17 protein-coding genes are annotated in these 16,098 nt (G+C 69.0%); 6 read left to right on the top strand and 11 right to left on the bottom strand.

Annotated elements, in window-relative coordinates; all coding sequences use genetic code 11:
- Positions 1-83: 83 nt before the first annotated feature.
- The 3 genes from OG555_RS21370 to OG555_RS21360 are packed head-to-tail and all read right to left on the bottom strand — an operon-like array spanning position 84 to position 1,920.
- On the bottom strand, positions 84-791 hold the full coding sequence (locus OG555_RS21370; protein WP_329484694.1) for an aminoglycoside phosphotransferase family protein: 708 nt from the start codon (positions 789-791) through the stop codon (positions 84-86).
- Positions 788-1,588 (bottom strand): VOC family protein, encoded by an 801-nt coding sequence (locus tag OG555_RS21365; protein WP_329484693.1) that lies wholly within the window; start codon positions 1,586-1,588, stop codon positions 788-790. The genes OG555_RS21370 and OG555_RS21365 overlap by 4 nt, the downstream gene beginning before the upstream one ends.
- Positions 1,585-1,920, bottom strand: coding sequence for an ArsR/SmtB family transcription factor (locus OG555_RS21360; protein ID WP_329484692.1), 336 nt, complete (start codon positions 1,918-1,920; stop codon positions 1,585-1,587). Before OG555_RS21360 ends, OG555_RS21365 begins: the two co-directional genes overlap by 4 nt.
- 411 nt (positions 1,921-2,331) lie before the next feature.
- On the opposite strand from OG555_RS21360, the gene OG555_RS21355 reads away from it, so the two are divergent.
- The 3 genes from OG555_RS21355 to OG555_RS21345 are packed head-to-tail and all read left to right on the top strand — an operon-like array spanning position 2,332 to position 5,428.
- Positions 2,332-2,940 (top strand): TetR/AcrR family transcriptional regulator, encoded by a 609-nt coding sequence (locus OG555_RS21355; protein ID WP_329484691.1) that lies wholly within the window; start codon positions 2,332-2,334, stop codon positions 2,938-2,940.
- A 2-nt stretch (positions 2,941-2,942) separates the two neighbouring features.
- Complete coding sequence (locus tag OG555_RS21350) at positions 2,943-3,842, top strand: ABC transporter ATP-binding protein (RefSeq protein WP_329484690.1); 900 nt, start codon at positions 2,943-2,945, stop codon at positions 3,840-3,842.
- Entirely contained in the window at positions 3,839-5,428 is a 1,590-nt protein-coding gene (locus OG555_RS21345) for an ABC transporter permease (RefSeq protein ID WP_329484689.1), read from the top strand. Before OG555_RS21350 ends, OG555_RS21345 begins: the two co-directional genes overlap by 4 nt.
- 1 nt (position 5,429) lies before the next feature.
- Here the strand turns inward: OG555_RS21345 and OG555_RS21340 are convergent, their stop codons facing one another.
- Both OG555_RS21340 and OG555_RS21335 read right to left on the bottom strand, forming a co-directional pair.
- Complete coding sequence (locus tag OG555_RS21340) at positions 5,430-6,209, bottom strand: DUF1206 domain-containing protein (RefSeq protein WP_329484688.1); 780 nt, start codon at positions 6,207-6,209, stop codon at positions 5,430-5,432.
- 30 nt (positions 6,210-6,239) lie between these two features.
- Complete coding sequence (locus OG555_RS21335) at positions 6,240-7,235, bottom strand: stage II sporulation protein M (protein ID WP_329484687.1); 996 nt, start codon at positions 7,233-7,235, stop codon at positions 6,240-6,242.
- Positions 7,236-7,318: 83 nt separating this feature from the next.
- On the opposite strand from OG555_RS21335, the gene OG555_RS21330 reads away from it, so the two are divergent.
- Positions 7,319-8,263 (top strand): RDD family protein, encoded by a 945-nt coding sequence (locus OG555_RS21330; RefSeq protein ID WP_329484686.1) that lies wholly within the window; start codon positions 7,319-7,321, stop codon positions 8,261-8,263.
- Positions 8,264-8,310: 47 nt separating this feature from the next.
- Here the strand turns inward: OG555_RS21330 and ahcY are convergent, their stop codons facing one another.
- Entirely contained in the window at positions 8,311-9,747 is a 1,437-nt protein-coding gene (ahcY, locus tag OG555_RS21325; RefSeq protein WP_329484685.1) for an adenosylhomocysteinase, read from the bottom strand.
- Between the two features lie 120 nt (positions 9,748-9,867).
- Between ahcY and OG555_RS21320 the strand changes: the two genes are divergently transcribed.
- Complete coding sequence (locus OG555_RS21320; RefSeq protein ID WP_328523646.1) at positions 9,868-10,227, top strand: MerR family transcriptional regulator; 360 nt, start codon at positions 9,868-9,870, stop codon at positions 10,225-10,227.
- Between the two features lie 103 nt (positions 10,228-10,330).
- The gene (locus tag OG555_RS21315; RefSeq protein WP_329484684.1) at positions 10,331-11,266 is read left to right on the top strand and encodes an acyl-CoA desaturase; all 936 of its coding nucleotides are present in this window, start codon (positions 10,331-10,333) and stop codon (positions 11,264-11,266) included.
- A 3-nt stretch (positions 11,267-11,269) separates the two neighbouring features.
- Here the strand turns inward: OG555_RS21315 and OG555_RS21310 are convergent, their stop codons facing one another.
- From OG555_RS21310 to OG555_RS21290, 5 genes are read right to left on the bottom strand one after another with little or no spacing between them, the layout of a single operon-like run.
- The gene (locus OG555_RS21310) at positions 11,270-12,229 is read right to left on the bottom strand and encodes a cation diffusion facilitator family transporter (protein WP_329484683.1); all 960 of its coding nucleotides are present in this window, start codon (positions 12,227-12,229) and stop codon (positions 11,270-11,272) included.
- Between the two features lie 24 nt (positions 12,230-12,253).
- Positions 12,254-13,420, bottom strand: a complete 1,167-nt coding sequence (gene manA, locus OG555_RS21305; RefSeq protein WP_329484682.1) for a mannose-6-phosphate isomerase, class I — start codon at positions 13,418-13,420, stop codon at positions 12,254-12,256.
- Positions 13,414-14,490 (bottom strand): SIS domain-containing protein, encoded by a 1,077-nt coding sequence (locus OG555_RS21300; protein ID WP_329484681.1) that lies wholly within the window; start codon positions 14,488-14,490, stop codon positions 13,414-13,416. Before OG555_RS21300 ends, manA begins: the two co-directional genes overlap by 7 nt.
- On the bottom strand, positions 14,490-14,699 hold the full coding sequence (locus OG555_RS21295; protein ID WP_329484680.1) for a Trm112 family protein: 210 nt from the start codon (positions 14,697-14,699) through the stop codon (positions 14,490-14,492). Before OG555_RS21295 ends, OG555_RS21300 begins: the two co-directional genes overlap by 1 nt.
- On the bottom strand, positions 14,700-16,085 hold the full coding sequence (locus OG555_RS21290; protein WP_329484679.1) for a phosphomannomutase/phosphoglucomutase: 1,386 nt from the start codon (positions 16,083-16,085) through the stop codon (positions 14,700-14,702).
- Positions 16,086-16,098: the final 13 nt, after the last annotated feature.

Raw genomic sequence — 16,098 nt, 5'->3', positions numbered from 1 at the left:
GGGGACAACGTAGCCGACCGGGAGGGCCAGTCAGGTCATCGACGAAAGCCCCGATCGCCCCCGCCTACCCACGCGCGGATCCTCTAATCCAGCGCTCGCTCGAACACCTCCCGGTTGGCCGTCGTGAAGGCGTGCTCACGCCTCGACCAGGTGATGCGGTCGGCTCGGTGCCGGTCTGACACCTCTACGGCCGCCTCGGTCCAGAAGCGGGCGTTGCGGGTCTGCTGTTCCAGCGTGGCGTCGACGACCGCGTGACGCTGCGGTCCGTTGAGACCGTAGGCGTCTACGAGGATTCGGACCTGCTCGGCCTGCCGGTCGGCGTCGTCGTACTTCGAGGCGATGCACCAGGTCCAGGCGGCGTACCCGATGTCTTCCAGGCGGCTCCCGGGCTCGGCGGTGTCGAAGTCGATGAGGGCCGCGGGGACGCCGTCGCGGAAGACGACGTTGGTCGGGCCGGGATCGTGGTGGCAGACCACGTCGTGGCAGGCGGCGAGCGGGGTTCCGTGGGTGGCGTCGTGGAAGGCTCGGAGCAGTACGCCGACCGCTGCCACCTGGTGGTCGGCCCAGCGCTGGAACTTCGCCGGGACCCACCCGTCGAGGTAGGTGAGGATGTCTCGGCTCTCGTCGTCCCGACCCAGGTAGCGCGGCGCTGCGTCGAAGCCTCGCCGATCCAGCAGTTGCAGCAGATCGCGCGTGAACGCAGATCGCGCGGAGGCTGGGCGGCGCACTGTGTCGCCGACGCGGACGACGCCGTGGGTGATGCGGCCGCCGGTGAGGGGGTGTTCGGTCACGCCATCGTGGGCCGGGCTTGGGCGAAGGTCCAGTGGTGGCCTTCGAGGTCTTCGGCTTCGTAGCTGGTATAGCCGTAGTGGTGGATCTCGGTGAGGATCTTGGCGCCGCCCGCCTGGGCTTCGGCGAAGTGGGCGTCGAGGTCGTCGACGTACACCCAGACGTTGTGGTCAGTCGTGGTGGGGCGCGGGTCGGTGCGCTTGACGAGGAGTACGGCGGCTGAGCCGACGTTGAGCTCGATCCACGAAGGGTTGTCGCCCTCGGCGGGGATGCTGTCCCACGAGTCGAGGCCGAAGACGGTGTGCAGCCAGCGGGCCGCGGCGGCCGGATCGTCGTAGGACAAGGCGATCGTGAGGCGGTCGAGCTCGCGTGGGGTGCGCGGCGCGGTGTCGCGGCGGGCGACCCAGGCCGGGATCCACCGGATGACGCGCGGCCAGAAGTAGAACGCCTTGCCGTCGTCGCGGACCAGGGACTGTACGACGGTGACGCGCGTACCGCCGTCGACGGCGGCGAAGTCGATCCGGGTCTCGGTGTCGTCGACCGAACTGCGGTAGCCGAGCCGGGCGCCGGGCTCCCACTCGGTGATCGTCGCGAGCTCGAGCGCATCGTCGCCGGAGTACACCTCGAGGACCCGGCCGCCGACGCCGGGCTCGATCCGCATCGCGGTCACCCGGCCGGAGTCCCAGAAGTTGATCGGGTTCCGCACCCACCACAGGTCGATCTCCTCGGTGAACACCTGGAACGCGGTGGCCGGGTCGGACGCGACCTCGACGGATGCGGTGGCGGATCGTTCGGTCATGACGACTCCTTCTGCTCGACGTGTCGTTTGAACGAGCCCAGCTGCTCGCGCCAGTGCGCCTGCACCTGGTCGAGCCAGGCCTGCACCGCGACCACGGGCTCGGGGTTGAGCCGGAAGACCCGGACCCGGGCGTCGTCGGGGACCCGCTCGTCGGCGACCAGCCCGGCCGCCAGCAGGATCCGCAGATGCCGGCTCATCGCCGGCGACGAGGCTCCGGTCGCGGCCGCCAGTTGCCCGGCCCGCCGCGGCCCCTGCCCCAGCAGCTTCACCACCTGCCGCCGGGTCGGATCAGCCAGCACCTCGAAGAACCGATCCACCTGATCTTCCACCATGCCGCAATAGTTAACCGTACACAGAACTATTGTCAACGGCATGAAGAACCACCCACCTGCCTCGATGGCCGAAGGGAGCGGCGCAACGTCAGGGTTGCCCCCCGACATGGAGGGTTGCCCCCTCGGATTCCGAGTGGGCAACCCTCCAACTCGGTGGTTATCCCCTCGCTTGGGGTTGGCCCGTGGCGGCTCGGCGGGCAGAGGTCGTACGGCGGTGTGCCGCGGGGTCAGGTGGTGGGCAGCCGGGACGAGGTGGTGGGCGACAGCCGGGACGAGGTGGTGGGTAGCTGGGACGAGGTGGCAGGCGATCTGGGGATCGCCGGCTGCCAGGGAGTGATCAGTGATCTTCTGTCGACTTGACTACACGATCGTGTAGTAGTTTGCTCTTATGTGTAGCGAGAGGAGCTGACGATGGATCGACCGGTCGACGACCTGACCGCGCGGGCCCGGATCCGGGACGCGGCGATCAAGCTGTTCGGTGAGCGCGGCATCGAGGGTGCGTCGATCCGCGACATCGCCGCCGAGGCCGGCGTCTCGTCCGGCCTGGTCCGGCACCACTTCGGTTCCAAGGAAGCCCTGCGGGACGCCTGCGACCAGTACGCGCGGGAGCGGATGACCGAGATCGGTGCGGAGCTCACCGGCCAGGACGGAGTGGCCGGCCTCGACCCGGCGGCGCTGCACCCGCGCGTCTTCCCGCTGCAGCTCTACCTGGTCCGCTCGATGATGGACGGCTCGGAGACCGCGACCGCACTGTTCCTGGACGCCGTCGACGCGGTCGAGCAGTGGAGCACGAGCTACGGCATCGAGCCCAGCGACCGGCGGGCCTACGCGGCCGCGCTGGCCGCGATCAAGCTGAGCATCTTCGTGTTCCGTGACCAGGTCTCGAAGGCGCTGGGCGAGGACATCACCTCACCGGCGGGGTATGCCCGGATCGGCCAGGGCCTGATGGAGGTCTTCACCATCCCGCTGGTCACGCCGGAACAGGCAGAACAACTACGCAAACGCTCTGAGGAGAAGTGATCATGCCGGCTGCGATCAGCACGGAAGGTCTGGTCAAGACGTTCGGGCGGACGCGCGCCCTGGACGGTCTCGACCTCACGGTGCACACCGGGGAGGTGCACGGATTCCTCGGCCCGAACGGCGCGGGGAAGACCACCACGATCCGGATTCTGCTCGGGATGACCCGGGCGACAGCTGGCACCGCACGCGTGCTGGACGGCGACCCATGGTCCGATGCGACCGACCTGCACCGCCGGCTCGCGTACGTGCCCGGCGACGTGACGCTGTGGCCGAACCTGTCCGGTGGCGAAGCGATCGACCTGCTCGGCCGGATGCGCGGCGGCGTGGACAAGAAGCGCAAGGCCGACCTGCTCGACCGCTTCGATCTCGATCCGCGCAAGAAGGCCCGTGCCTACTCCAAGGGCAACCGTCAGAAGGTGGCGCTGGTCGCCGCGCTGGCCTCCGACGTCGAGCTGCTGCTCCTCGACGAGCCCACCTCGGGGCTGGACCCGTTGATGGAGGAGGTCTTCCGCGAGGTCGTCCAGGAGGTGAGCGAGCGGGACGGCCGGACGGTCCTGCTGTCCAGCCACATCCTGTCCGAGGTCGAGGCGCTCTGCGACCGGGTCACGATCATCCGCGCCGGCCGGGCCGTCGAGAGCGGCACGCTGTCCGAGCTGCGGCACCTGACCCGTACGTCGATCCAGGCCGAGCTGGTCGGAACCATGGACGGTCTGGCTCAGCTGGACGGCGTACACGATCTGCGGGTGGACGACGGGCGGGTGCGGTTCGACGTCGACACGGACGAGCTCAACCCGGTGCTCCGCCGGCTCACCGAGATCGGCGTACGGAGTCTGGTCAGTCAGCCGCCGTCGCTGGAGGAGTTGTTCCTGCGGCTGTACGAGCCGGAGGCGGTTTCGCGATGAAGACTCTTGCAGGGACCGGCGGGCTGATCAGGCTGATCCTGCGCCGCGACCGGATCGTGCTGCCGCTGTGGATCGTGCTGCTGTGCGCGATATCGATCAGCTACGTGCAGACGTACGGCGATCTGTTCCCGACGCCGGAGTCGAGACTGAAGTACGCGAGCAACGCCGGCTTCATCACCTTGTACGGCGAACTGTCCGGGACCAGCCTGGGTGAGTTCGTCACCTGGCGACTGGGCTTCGTCCCGGTGATGATCGGTTTGATCAGCCTGCTCACGGTGATCCGGCACACCCGGGTCGAGGAGGAGACCGGGCGGCGCGAGCTGCTCGGGGCGAGTGTCGTCGGCCGGCACGCGCAGTTGGCCGCGGCGCTGCTGGCGACGTTCGGCGCGAATCTGGTGCTCGGCGTACTGCTTGCCTTCGGCATGCACAGTCAGGATCTTCCCACGGCCGGATCCATTGCCCTCGGCATCGAATTCGCCGGCACCGGGTGGATGTTCGCCGCAGTCGGCGCGGTGGCCGCCCAGCTGACCGCGAGCGCCGGGACCGCGCGGGGTATCGCGATCAGCGTGCTCGGTGCGGCGTACGTCCTGCGGGCCGCCGGGGACACCAGCGCGCACGCGGACGGACCGCTGGCCTGGCTGGCCTGGCTCTCCCCGATCGCCTGGGCCCAACGGATCCATCCGTACGGCGCCAACCGGTGGTGGCTCGCCATTCTGGTGCTCGCGGCAACCGTCGTACTCGTTGCCGTTGCCCTCTATCTGTCGGTACGGCGGGATGTCGGCGCGGGACTGTTGCCGGCCAGGCTCGGTCCGGCGGAGGGGCGGCTCGGATCGCCGCTGGCGCTCGCGTGGCGGCTGCATCGCGGGCTGCTGGCGGCGTGGACAGTCGGATTCGCCTTGCTGGGCTTGCTGTTCGGTGGCGTGGCCAAGGGCGTGGGCGACATGATGCGCGACGATGCCTCGGTGCGGGAGGTGTTTCAGCGGCTCGGCGGCGCGGCCGGGCTGATCGATTCGTACTTCGCCGGAGTGATGACGATCGTCGGGCTGATCGCGTCGGCGTACGCGGTCCAGGCTACGCTGCGGTTGCGCACCGAGGAGGCGAGTGGGCGGGCCGAGCCGGTACTCGCGACCGCGACGAGCCGGCTGCGGTGGGCCGGGAGCCATCTGGCCTTCAGCTTGCTGGGTCCGGCGCTGGCTCTGCTCGCCGCAGGTGTGGCCGAGGGCATCGCCTACGGCTTGGCGATCGGCGATGTGGGCGGACAACTTCCGCGGCTGATCGGTGCGTCACTGGCGCAACTGCCGGCCGTATGGGTGCTGGCCGCGATCGCCATCGCCCTCTTTGGGCTGTTTCCGCGCCTGTCACCGGTCGCGTGGGCAGGGCCGGCGATCTGCCTGCTGATCGGACTCGTCAGTGGCGGCGTGCAGTTGGACGACTGGGTGCGGGGTATCTCGCCGTTCAGCCATCTGCCGCAACTCCCCGGCGGGTCCACGTCAGCGGGTCCGCTGATCGCGCTCCTCGCGATCGCCGCCGTACTCGGAGCCGCCGGACTCGCGGGGCTGCGCCGACGGGACATGCCGGTGGGTTAGCTCAGCGGCGGGCGTTGCGGGACCAGACGAAGGCGTACACGCCGAAGGCGGCGATACCGAGGGCGAGGATGGTGAGCAGGACGGAACCGAAGGGCTGGTCCTTGATCGTGCGGAGCGCGGTGTCCAGGCCGCCGGCCTTCTTCGGGTCGTAGGCGATCGCCGCCCAGCCGAACAGGGCGCCGACGACGATGAACGCGACCCCCTTCGAGGCGTAGCCGATCCGCCCGAGCAGGATCGTCGTCTCCGAGACCCCACCGGTCAGATCCTCGGTGAACTTCTTCGTGATCGCCTTGTAGATGTCGCGGACACCGACGCCGATGATGACCAGACCGATCACGACGACCAGCACCCGGCCCGGTCCGTTCGCCATCAGCCTTGCGCTGAGTGACTCCTGCTGACTGGTGCTCGAACCAGTGGACCCGAGCGCGACCTTCACCGCGCTGATGCCGAGGACGAGGTAGACCAGTCCGCGCCCGATCGACGACACCTTCTTCTCGAGGTCCAGGTGACCGTAGGCGAGCTCGATGGCCCGCCAGATCACCAGCGCGAACAGCCCGATCGCGACGATCCAGAGCAGGACGTCTCCGAACGGCTTGTCGGCCAGTTCCTGGAGAGCGCCTTGTTGCGATGCCTCCTGCGACGACTTGCCCCAGGCGAGTTGCAGGGCGATCCAGGCGATCAGCAGGTAGACGACGCCGTACGCGATCAGCCCGACGGTGATCGCGATGCCGTACCAACGACTGTATCTGACCTCATTGGCGGTGTTGCTTTGGCTGCTCACTCCAGATCCGGTGCCCAGAGCCGAAACGCTCTATGCGGAGACCGGGGCCGTGGCTTCCCGGTCGGCCGGGTCGATGTCGCCGTACTCGCCGGCGCGGGCGGCGCGGCGGCCGAGGGTCCAGACGTAGACGAAGAACGCGACCTCGACCAGGATGCCGACCGCGATCCGGACCGGACCGGGCAGGAACGGTGTGACAAACGCTTCGATCAGGCCGGTGACCAGGAGTACGGCGGCCAGGCCGATCGCCATACCGACCGTGGCGCGGCCGGTCTGGGCGAGGGCCTGCATCCGGGTGCGCGCGCCGGGCGCGACCCAGGCCCAGCCGAGCCGGAGCCCGGCCGCGGTCGCGACGAACACGGCGGTCAGCTCGAGCAGGCCGTGCGGCGTGATCAGGCTGAAGAACAGGCCGCCCTTGTCGTGACTGATCATCAGTCCGGCGCTGACGCCCAGGTTGAGCGCGTTGTCCCAGAGGATGAAGATCGACGGGATCAGCAAGATGCCGAGCGCGAGTACGGCGGCACTCAGCGTGGCGTTGTTGATCCAGACCCGGAGGGCGAAGTCCTGGGCCGGGTTCTCCGAGTAGTAGGACTGGAAATCGTGGTCGACCAGTTGCTGGATCTGGGCCGGCGTTGCGATCGAGTCCACCACCTCCGGGTGGACGAGGATCCGCCAGGCCGCCCAGGCCGCGACCAGGTAGAACAGCAGTCCGATGGTGAGCCACCAGCGTCTGGACGCGTAGAGGGCGGCTGGGAAGCTCACCAGGAAGTACTTCGAGATGTCACGCCAGACGGGAGCCTGTGCACCGGTCACGGCACCACGCGCGTCGGCGATGAGGCCGGAGAGGCGTCCGATGGAGACCGGATCGGCACCTGCGGCTCTGAGCGCGGCCAGGTGGGTGCCGACACGCTGGTAGAGCGTGACGAGTTCCTCCGCCTCGGCACCGGACAGGCGGCGCTGGCGGCGGGTCAGGTAGGCCAGGCGGTCCCACTGCGGCTGGTGCACCGACACGAACGCCTCGACGTCCATAGCCCGCACCTCCTCCCCTGACTGGCTCTTTGCGCTGGCAGACTAGCCCGACACAGTGTCTGACCTGGAGGGGGGCGACAGAAGTGTCTCAGCTGGTCACCGGAGAAGCGGTTGTCCTTCAGGTGCGGATCGCCCGGATGCCGACGCGGGCGCTGGCGTGCGCGATCGACGTGGTGCTGCAGGGCATCGTGCTGGTCGTCCTGATCTCGCTGCTGGCCGGCTTCCTGATCGGTGGGCAGGCGAGTGAGGCGCTCGCGGCCGCCTTGATCTTCATCGTCGTCCTGCTCGTCGTGATCGGCTACCGCGTGGTGATGGAGACGCTGACCCGCGGCCGCACGCTGGGCAAGATGGTGCTCGGCCTGAAGGTGGTCCGCGACGACGGCAGTTCGATCCGGTTCCGGCAGGCGCTGGTGCGGTCGCTGCTGTGGTTCTTCGTCGACTTCGCGCCCTGGTTCGCGGCCTGCCCGGGGATCGTGGCGAGCCTGATGAACAAGCAGGGCAAGCGCTTCGGCGACATGGTCTCCGGCACCGTCGTGATCCGCGAACGCCACCAGCCGATGGCGTCACCCCCACTCTTCGTCCCCGGCCACCTGGTCCAGTGGGCCCAGTCCCTGGAACTGTCCCGCCTCTCCGACGACCTCGCCAACGCCTCCCGCGACTACCTCGCCCGTTACACCGAACTCCAGCCCGACGCCCGGACGGACCTGGGCGACGCCCTGGCCTCCCGCATGGCTGTCGTCACCGCGCCGGCCCCACCGGTCCCCCTGATCGCGCCGGCCTACCTCTCCGCCGTACTGGCCGAACGCCGCCGCCGAGAACTCAACCGCCTGGCCACCCGACGCCCGCTCCACGCCCCGTCCTACGCCATCCCTCCAGGCCCCTTCGCCCCACCGACCCCGTACGGCGCTCTCCCGGCGCCCGCCGTCCCGGTCCCAGGACCTTTCACCGCACCACCGCCGTACGTCGACCCGCGCCCCGCCACCCTCAATCCCCAAGGCTGGGCCGCCCCAGGCAGCAACGAGCTGTAAAGCGAAGCGCCCCACCGCGGAACGGTGGGGCGCTTGCTGTGGGGGGATCAGTAGCGGTAGTGCTCCGCCTTGTAGGGGCCTTCGACGGGGACGCCGAGGTAGGCGGCCTGTTCCTTGCTGAGCTCGGTCAGCTTCACGCCCAGGGCGTCCAGGTGCAGGCGAGCGACCATCTCGTCGAGGTGCTTGGGCAGGACGTACACGTCGGTCGGGTAGTCGGCCGTCTTCACGAAGAGCTCGATCTGCGCGAGCACCTGGTTCGTGAAGGAGTTCGACATCACGAACGACGGGTGCCCGGTCGCGTTGCCCAGGTTCAGCAGGCGGCCCTCGGACAGGATGATGATCGTGTGCCCGTCGGCGAACCGGAACTCGTCGACCTGCGGCTTGATGTTGACCCGCTCGATGCCCGGGACCTTGTACAGCCCGGCCATGTCGATCTCGTTGTCGAAGTGGCCGATGTTGCCGACGATCGCCTGGTGCTTCATCGCCGCCATGTGGTCGGAGGTGATGACGTCCTTGTTGCCGGTCGTGGTGACGAAGATGTCGGCGATCCCGACCACGTCGTCGAGCGTGGTCACCTGGTAGCCGTCCATCGCGGCCTGCAGCGCGCAGATCGGGTCGATCTCGGTCACGATCACCCGCGCGCCCTGGCCCCGCAGCGACTCCGCGCAGCCCTTGCCGACGTCGCCGTACCCGCAGACGACCGCGACCTTGCCGCCGATCAGTACGTCGGTGGCCCGGTTGATGCCGTCGATCAGCGAGTGCCGGCAGCCGTACTTGTTGTCGAACTTCGACTTGGTCACCGAGTCGTTCACGTTGATCGCCGGGAACAGCAGCGCGCCGGCCTTGTGCATCTCGTACAGCCGGTGCACGCCGGTCGTGGTCTCCTCGGTGACACCCTTGATGCCCTGGCCGATGGTCGTCCACAGCTGCGGGTCCTCCCGCAGCGTGCGGGTCAGCAGCTTCAGGACGACGCCGTACTCCTCGGAGTCCGCGGTCGACGGGTCCGGCACGACACCGGCCTTCTCGAACTCGGTGCCCTTGTGGACGAGCATGGTGGCGTCGCCACCGTCGTCGAGGATCATGTTCGGGCCGTCAGCACCGGGCCACTTGAGCGCCTGCTCGGTGCACCACCAGTACTCGTCCAGCGTCTCGCCCTTCCAGGCGAAGACCGGCACCCCGGCGGGGTTCTCGGCCGACCCGGTCGGGCCGACGACGACCGCGGCGGCGGCGTGGTCCTGGGTGGAGAAGATGTTGCAGGACACCCAGCGCACGTCGGCGCCGAGAGCCACCAGCGTCTCGATCAGCACCGCGGTCTGGATCGTCATGTGCAGCGAGCCCATGATCTTCGCGCCCGCCAGCGGCTTGCTCTCGCCGTACTGGGCCCGCATCGCCATCAGGCCGGGCATCTCGTGCTCGGCCAGCCGGATCTCCTTGCGCCCGAACTCGGCCAGGCCGAGGTCCGCCACCTTGTAGTCGAACGTCATACCGGTTCCCGCTCCCCTGAAGACTGTGATTGCTTCCTGCTTGCCAGAGCCTAGAGGGCCGAGCCAGGCGGTTTGATCGCGGGGGAGGTGATTTTGACACTGAAATGTCAAGATTGCCGTATGCGCATCACCGAGGCCGCGCGCCGACTGGGCACCACCCCGCGCATGCTGCGCTACCGGGAGGCCCTCGGCCTGCTGCCGCGCTCACGCGCCGGGCACACCGCACAACGCCAGTACGACGACCGCGACCTGGCCGCCGTCCAGCTCGCCCTGGACCTCGAACGCCGGTACGACGTGACCCCGGCCGCGCTGGCGTTCGCACTCAGAGCCCTGGCCGAACCGTCCGTCGCCGCCGACATCCGCAACCTCGGCTACCGCACCGGCCGCCTCACCGCACCGCCCACGCAGTCCCAGATCGACCGCGACCGAGCGTTGCGCTGGCTGGGCCGTTCCGGCGTCCTCCCACCGAAACCGCGCTGACCCCTCGCTTCGGCGGTATCGTTCGGACTACGCTCCACTGATTCGTGAGCGGTGCTCCCCAGTCCCTGGCGCACTCCAACGGTGAACATCCGGGATGTCGACCATGACCGCAGCACCAGATTCCGACAGCTCGGCGTCGGACGAATTCCAGGCCGTTGGTGGCAAGCTCGAGCGCGGGCTGATCTGGGTGTTCATCGTCGTACCCACGCTCGCGCTACTGCCGGGGATCTTCTTCGCCTGGGGCGGCTGGATCAGCTGGCGCGACATCGTCCTCCTGGTCGTGTTCTACGTGATCACGACCACCGGCATCGGCGCCGGCTACCACCGCGGGTTCACCCACGGTTCCTTCAAGAGCAAGCGTGGCCTCAAGATCGGACTCGCGATCGCCGGCAGCCTGGCGCTCGAAGGACCGGTCGTCCGCTGGGTGGCCGACCACCGCAAACACCACAAGTTCTCCGACCGCGAGGGAGATCCGCACTCGCCCTGGCGCTACGGCACCACCGCCTGGGCGGTGACCAAGGGGTTCGTGTTCGCCCACGCCGGGTGGGTGCTCTGGGGGGAGGATCGCGCCGACCCCAAGCAGTACGCGCCAGACCTGATGAACGACCGCGACATGGCAACGATCTCGCGGCACTTCCGCGGACTGGCGGCGATCTCCCTGCTCGCGCCCGCGCTCATCGGCGGGCTGTGGGACAGGTCGTGGCACGGCGCCGCGACCGCGTTCTTCTGGGCCACCCTGGTCCGCATCGCCCTGATGCACCACGTCACGTTCTCGATCAACTCGATCTGCCATGTCACCGGCAAGAAGCCGTTCGAGGCCCGTGACAGGTCGGGGAACGTCTGGTGGCTCGCCATCCTGAGCCAGGGCGAGTCCTGGCACAACCTCCACCACGCCGACCCCACGTGCGCACGCCACGGCGTCCTCAGGGGCCAGGTCGACATCAACGCCTGGCTGATCAAGTGGTTCGAGCGATTCGGCTGGGCGTACGACGTCAGGTGGCCGAACCAGGAACGCTTGGCGAAGAAGCTCTCGGGCTGAGGGTCAGTGCGAGGGCGCCTCGGGGACGGCGGGGCGCTCGTCGGCGACGTAGTTCTCGTGGTAGACGTCCGGCTCGAGGTAGATGTGCACCGACATCGGTTCGGCGGCGCGGATGGCGCGCTCGGCCGCATCGATGGTCTCGGCGACGACGGCCGCGTCGGTGGTCGGCGCGACGCCGATCTTGGCCGCGATCAGCACCTCTTCGGGGCCGAGGTGCAGGGTCTTGATGTGGATCAGCCGCTGCACACCGGCAGTGTTCTCGATCGCGTCGACGATCCTCTGCTGGGCCTCCCGGGTCGCGGACTCGCCGAGCAGGAGCGACTTCATCTCGATCGCGAGGAAGATCGCCACACAGACCAGCAGCGCGCCGATCGCCATCGAACCCAGGCCGTCGAACACACCGTTGCCGGTGACAAGGGTCAGGGTGACGCCGATCAGCGCCAGCACCAGACCGGTAAGCGCGGCGAAGTCCTCCAGCAGGATCACCGGCAGCTCGGGAGCCCGGGCGTTGCGGACGAACCTGATCCAGGGCACCTGGCCGCGTAGCTTGTTCGATTCCGTGATCGCGGTCCGGAACGACAGCGACTCCATCACGATCGCGATCAGCAGCACCGCGATCGGGACCCACTTCCAGCTGTCGATCCCATGCGGGTCGTGCACCTTGTGGTAGCCCTCGTACAGCGCGAACAGACCACCGACGCTGAACAGCACGATCGCCACGATGAAGGAGTAGACGTACCGCTCCCGGCCGAACCCGAACTGGTGCAGGTCGTCGGCTTCACGCTGGGCCCGCTTGCTGCCGACCAGCAGCAGCACCTGGTTGCCGGCGTCGGCGAGCGAGTGGATCGCCTCGGCCAGCATCGAGGCCGACTGGGTCAGTGCCCAGGCGGCGAACTTGGTGACGGCGATCCCGGTGTTCGCCAGCAATGCCGCCACCACGGCCTTGTTACCGCCACCAGCCATTTTCTCCAGGTCCTCCGTACGAAATCAGCGCGCGGACACGACGAACGCCGTGCCGGAACCACGCAAGATACAGGGTCCTTCGGGTCCCGTGGCGAACGCGGACTGACCGGCGGACAACGTCACAGCGGAGTCTTTACCCAGAGCATCGACTGTCCCCGCGACGCAGCAGATGATCCGCGGCCCGACGCCGTCGATCGTCCGCTCGTCATTGTCCAGATCGACCCGGTGGACAGCGAAGTACTCACATCCGGTCTCGTACGCCGACACCCCGTCGGCCACCGGCGTCGCGGTCAGCACCGGATCGGCGAGCGGCTCGAAGTCGACCACCGACACCAACTCCGGTACGTCGACGTGCTTGCTGGTCAGCCCACCCCGCAGGACGTTGTCCGAGTTCGCCATCACTTCGAACCCGAGTCCCCGCAGATACGCGTGCACGTTCCCGGCCGGCAGGTACACCGCCTCGAAACGCTCCAGGCGCACCCGGTTCAGCAGCAGGGCCGCCAGTACGCCGGGATCGTCCGGGAAGTCCTCGCACAGTCGCGTCATCGTCTCCCGCTCCAGCGCGAAGGCCTCGCCCGCGTAGCTCGTGCAGGCCTCCGCCAGGGCCGCGACCAGTGGGCGGATGGAATCCCGGTCGCTGCTCATGAACTGCGTGAACGCCTCGCGGAGCTTCCCGTCCCGGAGCAGGTCGGTGAGCTCCTCGAACCCGATCGGTTGTAGCGCGTCCAGCAACGCCACGGTCGCCTCGAGCGGCCGGAACCCGACCAGCGCGTCGAACGGCTCGAGCGCGATCAGGATCTCCGGCTTCGGCCACGCGTCCTTGTAGTTCCGGTCGTCCGCGTCCCGCGGGATCCCGTCCGCCTCGTCCCGCGCGTACCCGTCGATCGCCTGCTCCCGCGACGGGTGTGCCTGGATCGACAACGGCTGCGCGGCCGCCAGCAACTTGGCCAGGAACGGGAACCGGCCCTCGAACCGCTCGGCCGTCTCCTCCCCCAGTACGTCGCTCGGCCCGGCGGACACCACGTCGTACAGGGAGTCGCCGGACGGGAGCACGGACGGCGCGGACTCGTGCGCACCCATCCACAGCTCGGCCTGGGGCTTGCCGTCCGGCTCCACCCCGGTCAGCTCGGGGATCGCGGTCCGCGACCCCCAGGCGTAGTCCCGGATGGTGTTCTGCAGCCGCGCTACCACGCTGGGTCCTCCGAGGGATTCCCCGGTTCGACAGGGTCCATGTCGCCGGCGGCGCCGTAGCGGCCGAGGCCGAGACCCAGGTACGCCGCGGCATAGCGGCCGTGCTGGGTCAGAGCGGCGTACCTGGCGATGTCGGTGCCGTCGGCCTGGGTCACGACGTTCACCCGCACGTCGTGAGCCTCCGCCTTGGACTCCAGCTTGCGGCGGTGCTCGGCGACGCCTGGGTCGTCCACACCGTCATCCAGGATGACCAGGGCCGGCCGCAGCTCCGCCGGCTTGTCGAAGGGATCCGCGAACAGGTCCCGCGGCGGCTGGTTGAGCACCGGCAGCAGGTGACCGGCGTCGGCGGCCAGAGCGGGCCGGCCACTCGCCAGCCGGAAGGCCTCGACCACACGCCGGGCAGCACGCGCGGCGAGGACAGAGCCACCCCACACCAGCGGCAAAGCGTCCGCCAGCACCAACGCCAAGTCCTTGGCCGGGTTGGACGCCACGTCGTTGTTGGGCGAGCACTCGATCGCCACCTCGTCCAGCAGCGCCGCGACCGCCTTGTGGTCCACCTCCGGACCGAGGTCCATCTGATGCAGGGCCTGCAGTACGGCGACAGCCGAGGCCAACTGGTCATCGGACTGGGACGGCAACCGGATGGCGTGCCGCAGACCGGCTGACGCGATCGCGACGGGCGAGTCGGCCGGCGTTGCCACCATCAGGCCACAACCCCGTCGTGCTGCCTCGCCGGCGGCCGACACCGCGTCCGAGTCCTCGGAGACGCCACTCAGGACGATCACCAGGTCCAGCGGACCGGCCCACCCGGGCAGACCGGGACCAGGCCAGGCGAGGAACGGCACCGGGCACACCGGCTCGAGCACAGCCCGGACCAGGCGGGCGTCGCGGCCGGCGGCAACGACAGCCCGCGGGCGGAAGCCATCGGACTCCAGCTTGGACAGCACGTCCGCGGCCGCTTCCAGCTCGGCCCGGACCCGGGCCCCGGCCATCGCCAGCCGGCGGAGCAGGTGGTCGGCCGCCCGGAGCGAGGCCGGGTCGTCCAGCCGCGTGTCGTCGAAGACGCTCATCAGTTGTCCGGGCTCTCGGACTGCTCTGCCCGGGTGTCCCGCGCCTCGTCGATCAGCAGCACCGGGATGTCGTCGCGGACCGGGTAGGCCAGCGCGCAGGCGATGTTGGTGCAGACCAGCTCGTTCGCCTCGTCGTCCACGCGGAACTCCGACCGGCACTTCGGGCAGACCAGGATGCTCAGCAGGTCCGGGTCCAGATTGACTGCCATTCAGTTCTCCTCCACCGATGCACCGGTGATCAGGGCCAGTACTTCATCGCGGACGCGTTCCATGGTGGCGCGGTCCGCGGCCTCGACGTTCAGCCGCAGCAGCGGTTCCGTGTTCGACGCACGGACGTTGAACCACCACTGTCCCGCCGACACGGTCAGACCGTCCAGGTGGTCAACGGTAATGCCGTCCCGACCGCCGTAGGTGTCTTCAATGGCCGCCACGGTGGCGGCGGCGTCGTCGACCTTGTTGTTCAGCTCGCCGGACGCGACGTACCGCTCGTACTCGGCGAACAGCTCGCTGGCCGGCTTGTCCTGCTCACCGAGCGCGGCCAGCACGTGCAGTGCGGCCAGCATGCCGGTGTCGGCCCGCCAGAAGTCCCGGAAGTAGTAGTGCGCGGAGTGCTCGCCGCCGAACACCGCGTCGGTCTCGGCCATCTTCTGCTTGATGTACGAGTGCCCGACCCGGGACCGGATCGGCGTCCCGCCGTGCTCGGTGATCAACTCCGGCACGGCCTTGGAGGTGATCAGGTTGTGGATGACCGCCGAGCCCGGGTGCTTGGCCAGCTCGCGAACCGCGACCGCCCCGGTGATCGCACTCGGCGAGATCGGGTCGCCCAACTCGTCGATCACGAAGCAGCGGTCCGCGTCGCCGTCGAAGGCCAGGCCGAGGTCGGCGCCGACCTCGCGCACCTTGGCCTGCAGGTCGACCAGGTTCTTCGGGTCCAACGGGTTGGCCTCGTGGTTCGGGAAGTTGCCGTCCAGCTCGAAGTACAGTGGGACGATCGTGACCGGGCCGGTGGCGAACACGGCCGGGACGGTGTGGCCGCCCATGCCGTTGCCGGCGTCGACGACGACGGTGAGCGGGCGGATCCCGCTCAGGTCGACGAGGTCGTGCAGGTGGTCGGCGTACGCGGTGAGCAGGTCCTTCTGCCGGACATGGCCCGGAGTGGCGACGGTCGCCGGGCCTTCGGTCAGGGTCTTGGCGACCAGGTCGGCGATGTCGCGCAGGCCCGAGTCCGAGCCGACCGGCGCGGCGCCGGCACGGCACATCTTGATGCCGTTGTACTGCGCCGGGTTGTGGCTGGCGGTGAACATGGCGCCGGGCAGGTCGAGCCGGCCGGAGGCGAAGTACAGCAGGTCGGTCGAGGCCAGGCCGATGTCGATCACGTCCGCGCCGGTGCTGGTGACGCCTTCGGCGAACGCGGCCGCCAGTCCCGGGCTGGACGGCCGCATGTCGTAACCGACCACGACCGCCCCCGGGCCACCGAGAACGTCCAGGACCTCGACGAACGCGGCGCCGGCCGCCCGGGCCACCGACTCGTCCAACTGGTCCGGGACGACGCCTCGCACGTCGTACGCCTTGAAGATCGCCGCAACGTCAGCCATGCGTGGACCCTAT

Origin of the sequence: Kribbella sp. NBC_01484 (assembly GCF_036227145.1) — a bacterium.
Taxonomy (GTDB): domain Bacteria; phylum Actinomycetota; class Actinomycetes; order Propionibacteriales; family Kribbellaceae; genus Kribbella.
The sequence above is the reverse complement of the archived record's forward strand: the minus strand, read 5'-3'. Positions and strand labels throughout refer to the sequence as shown.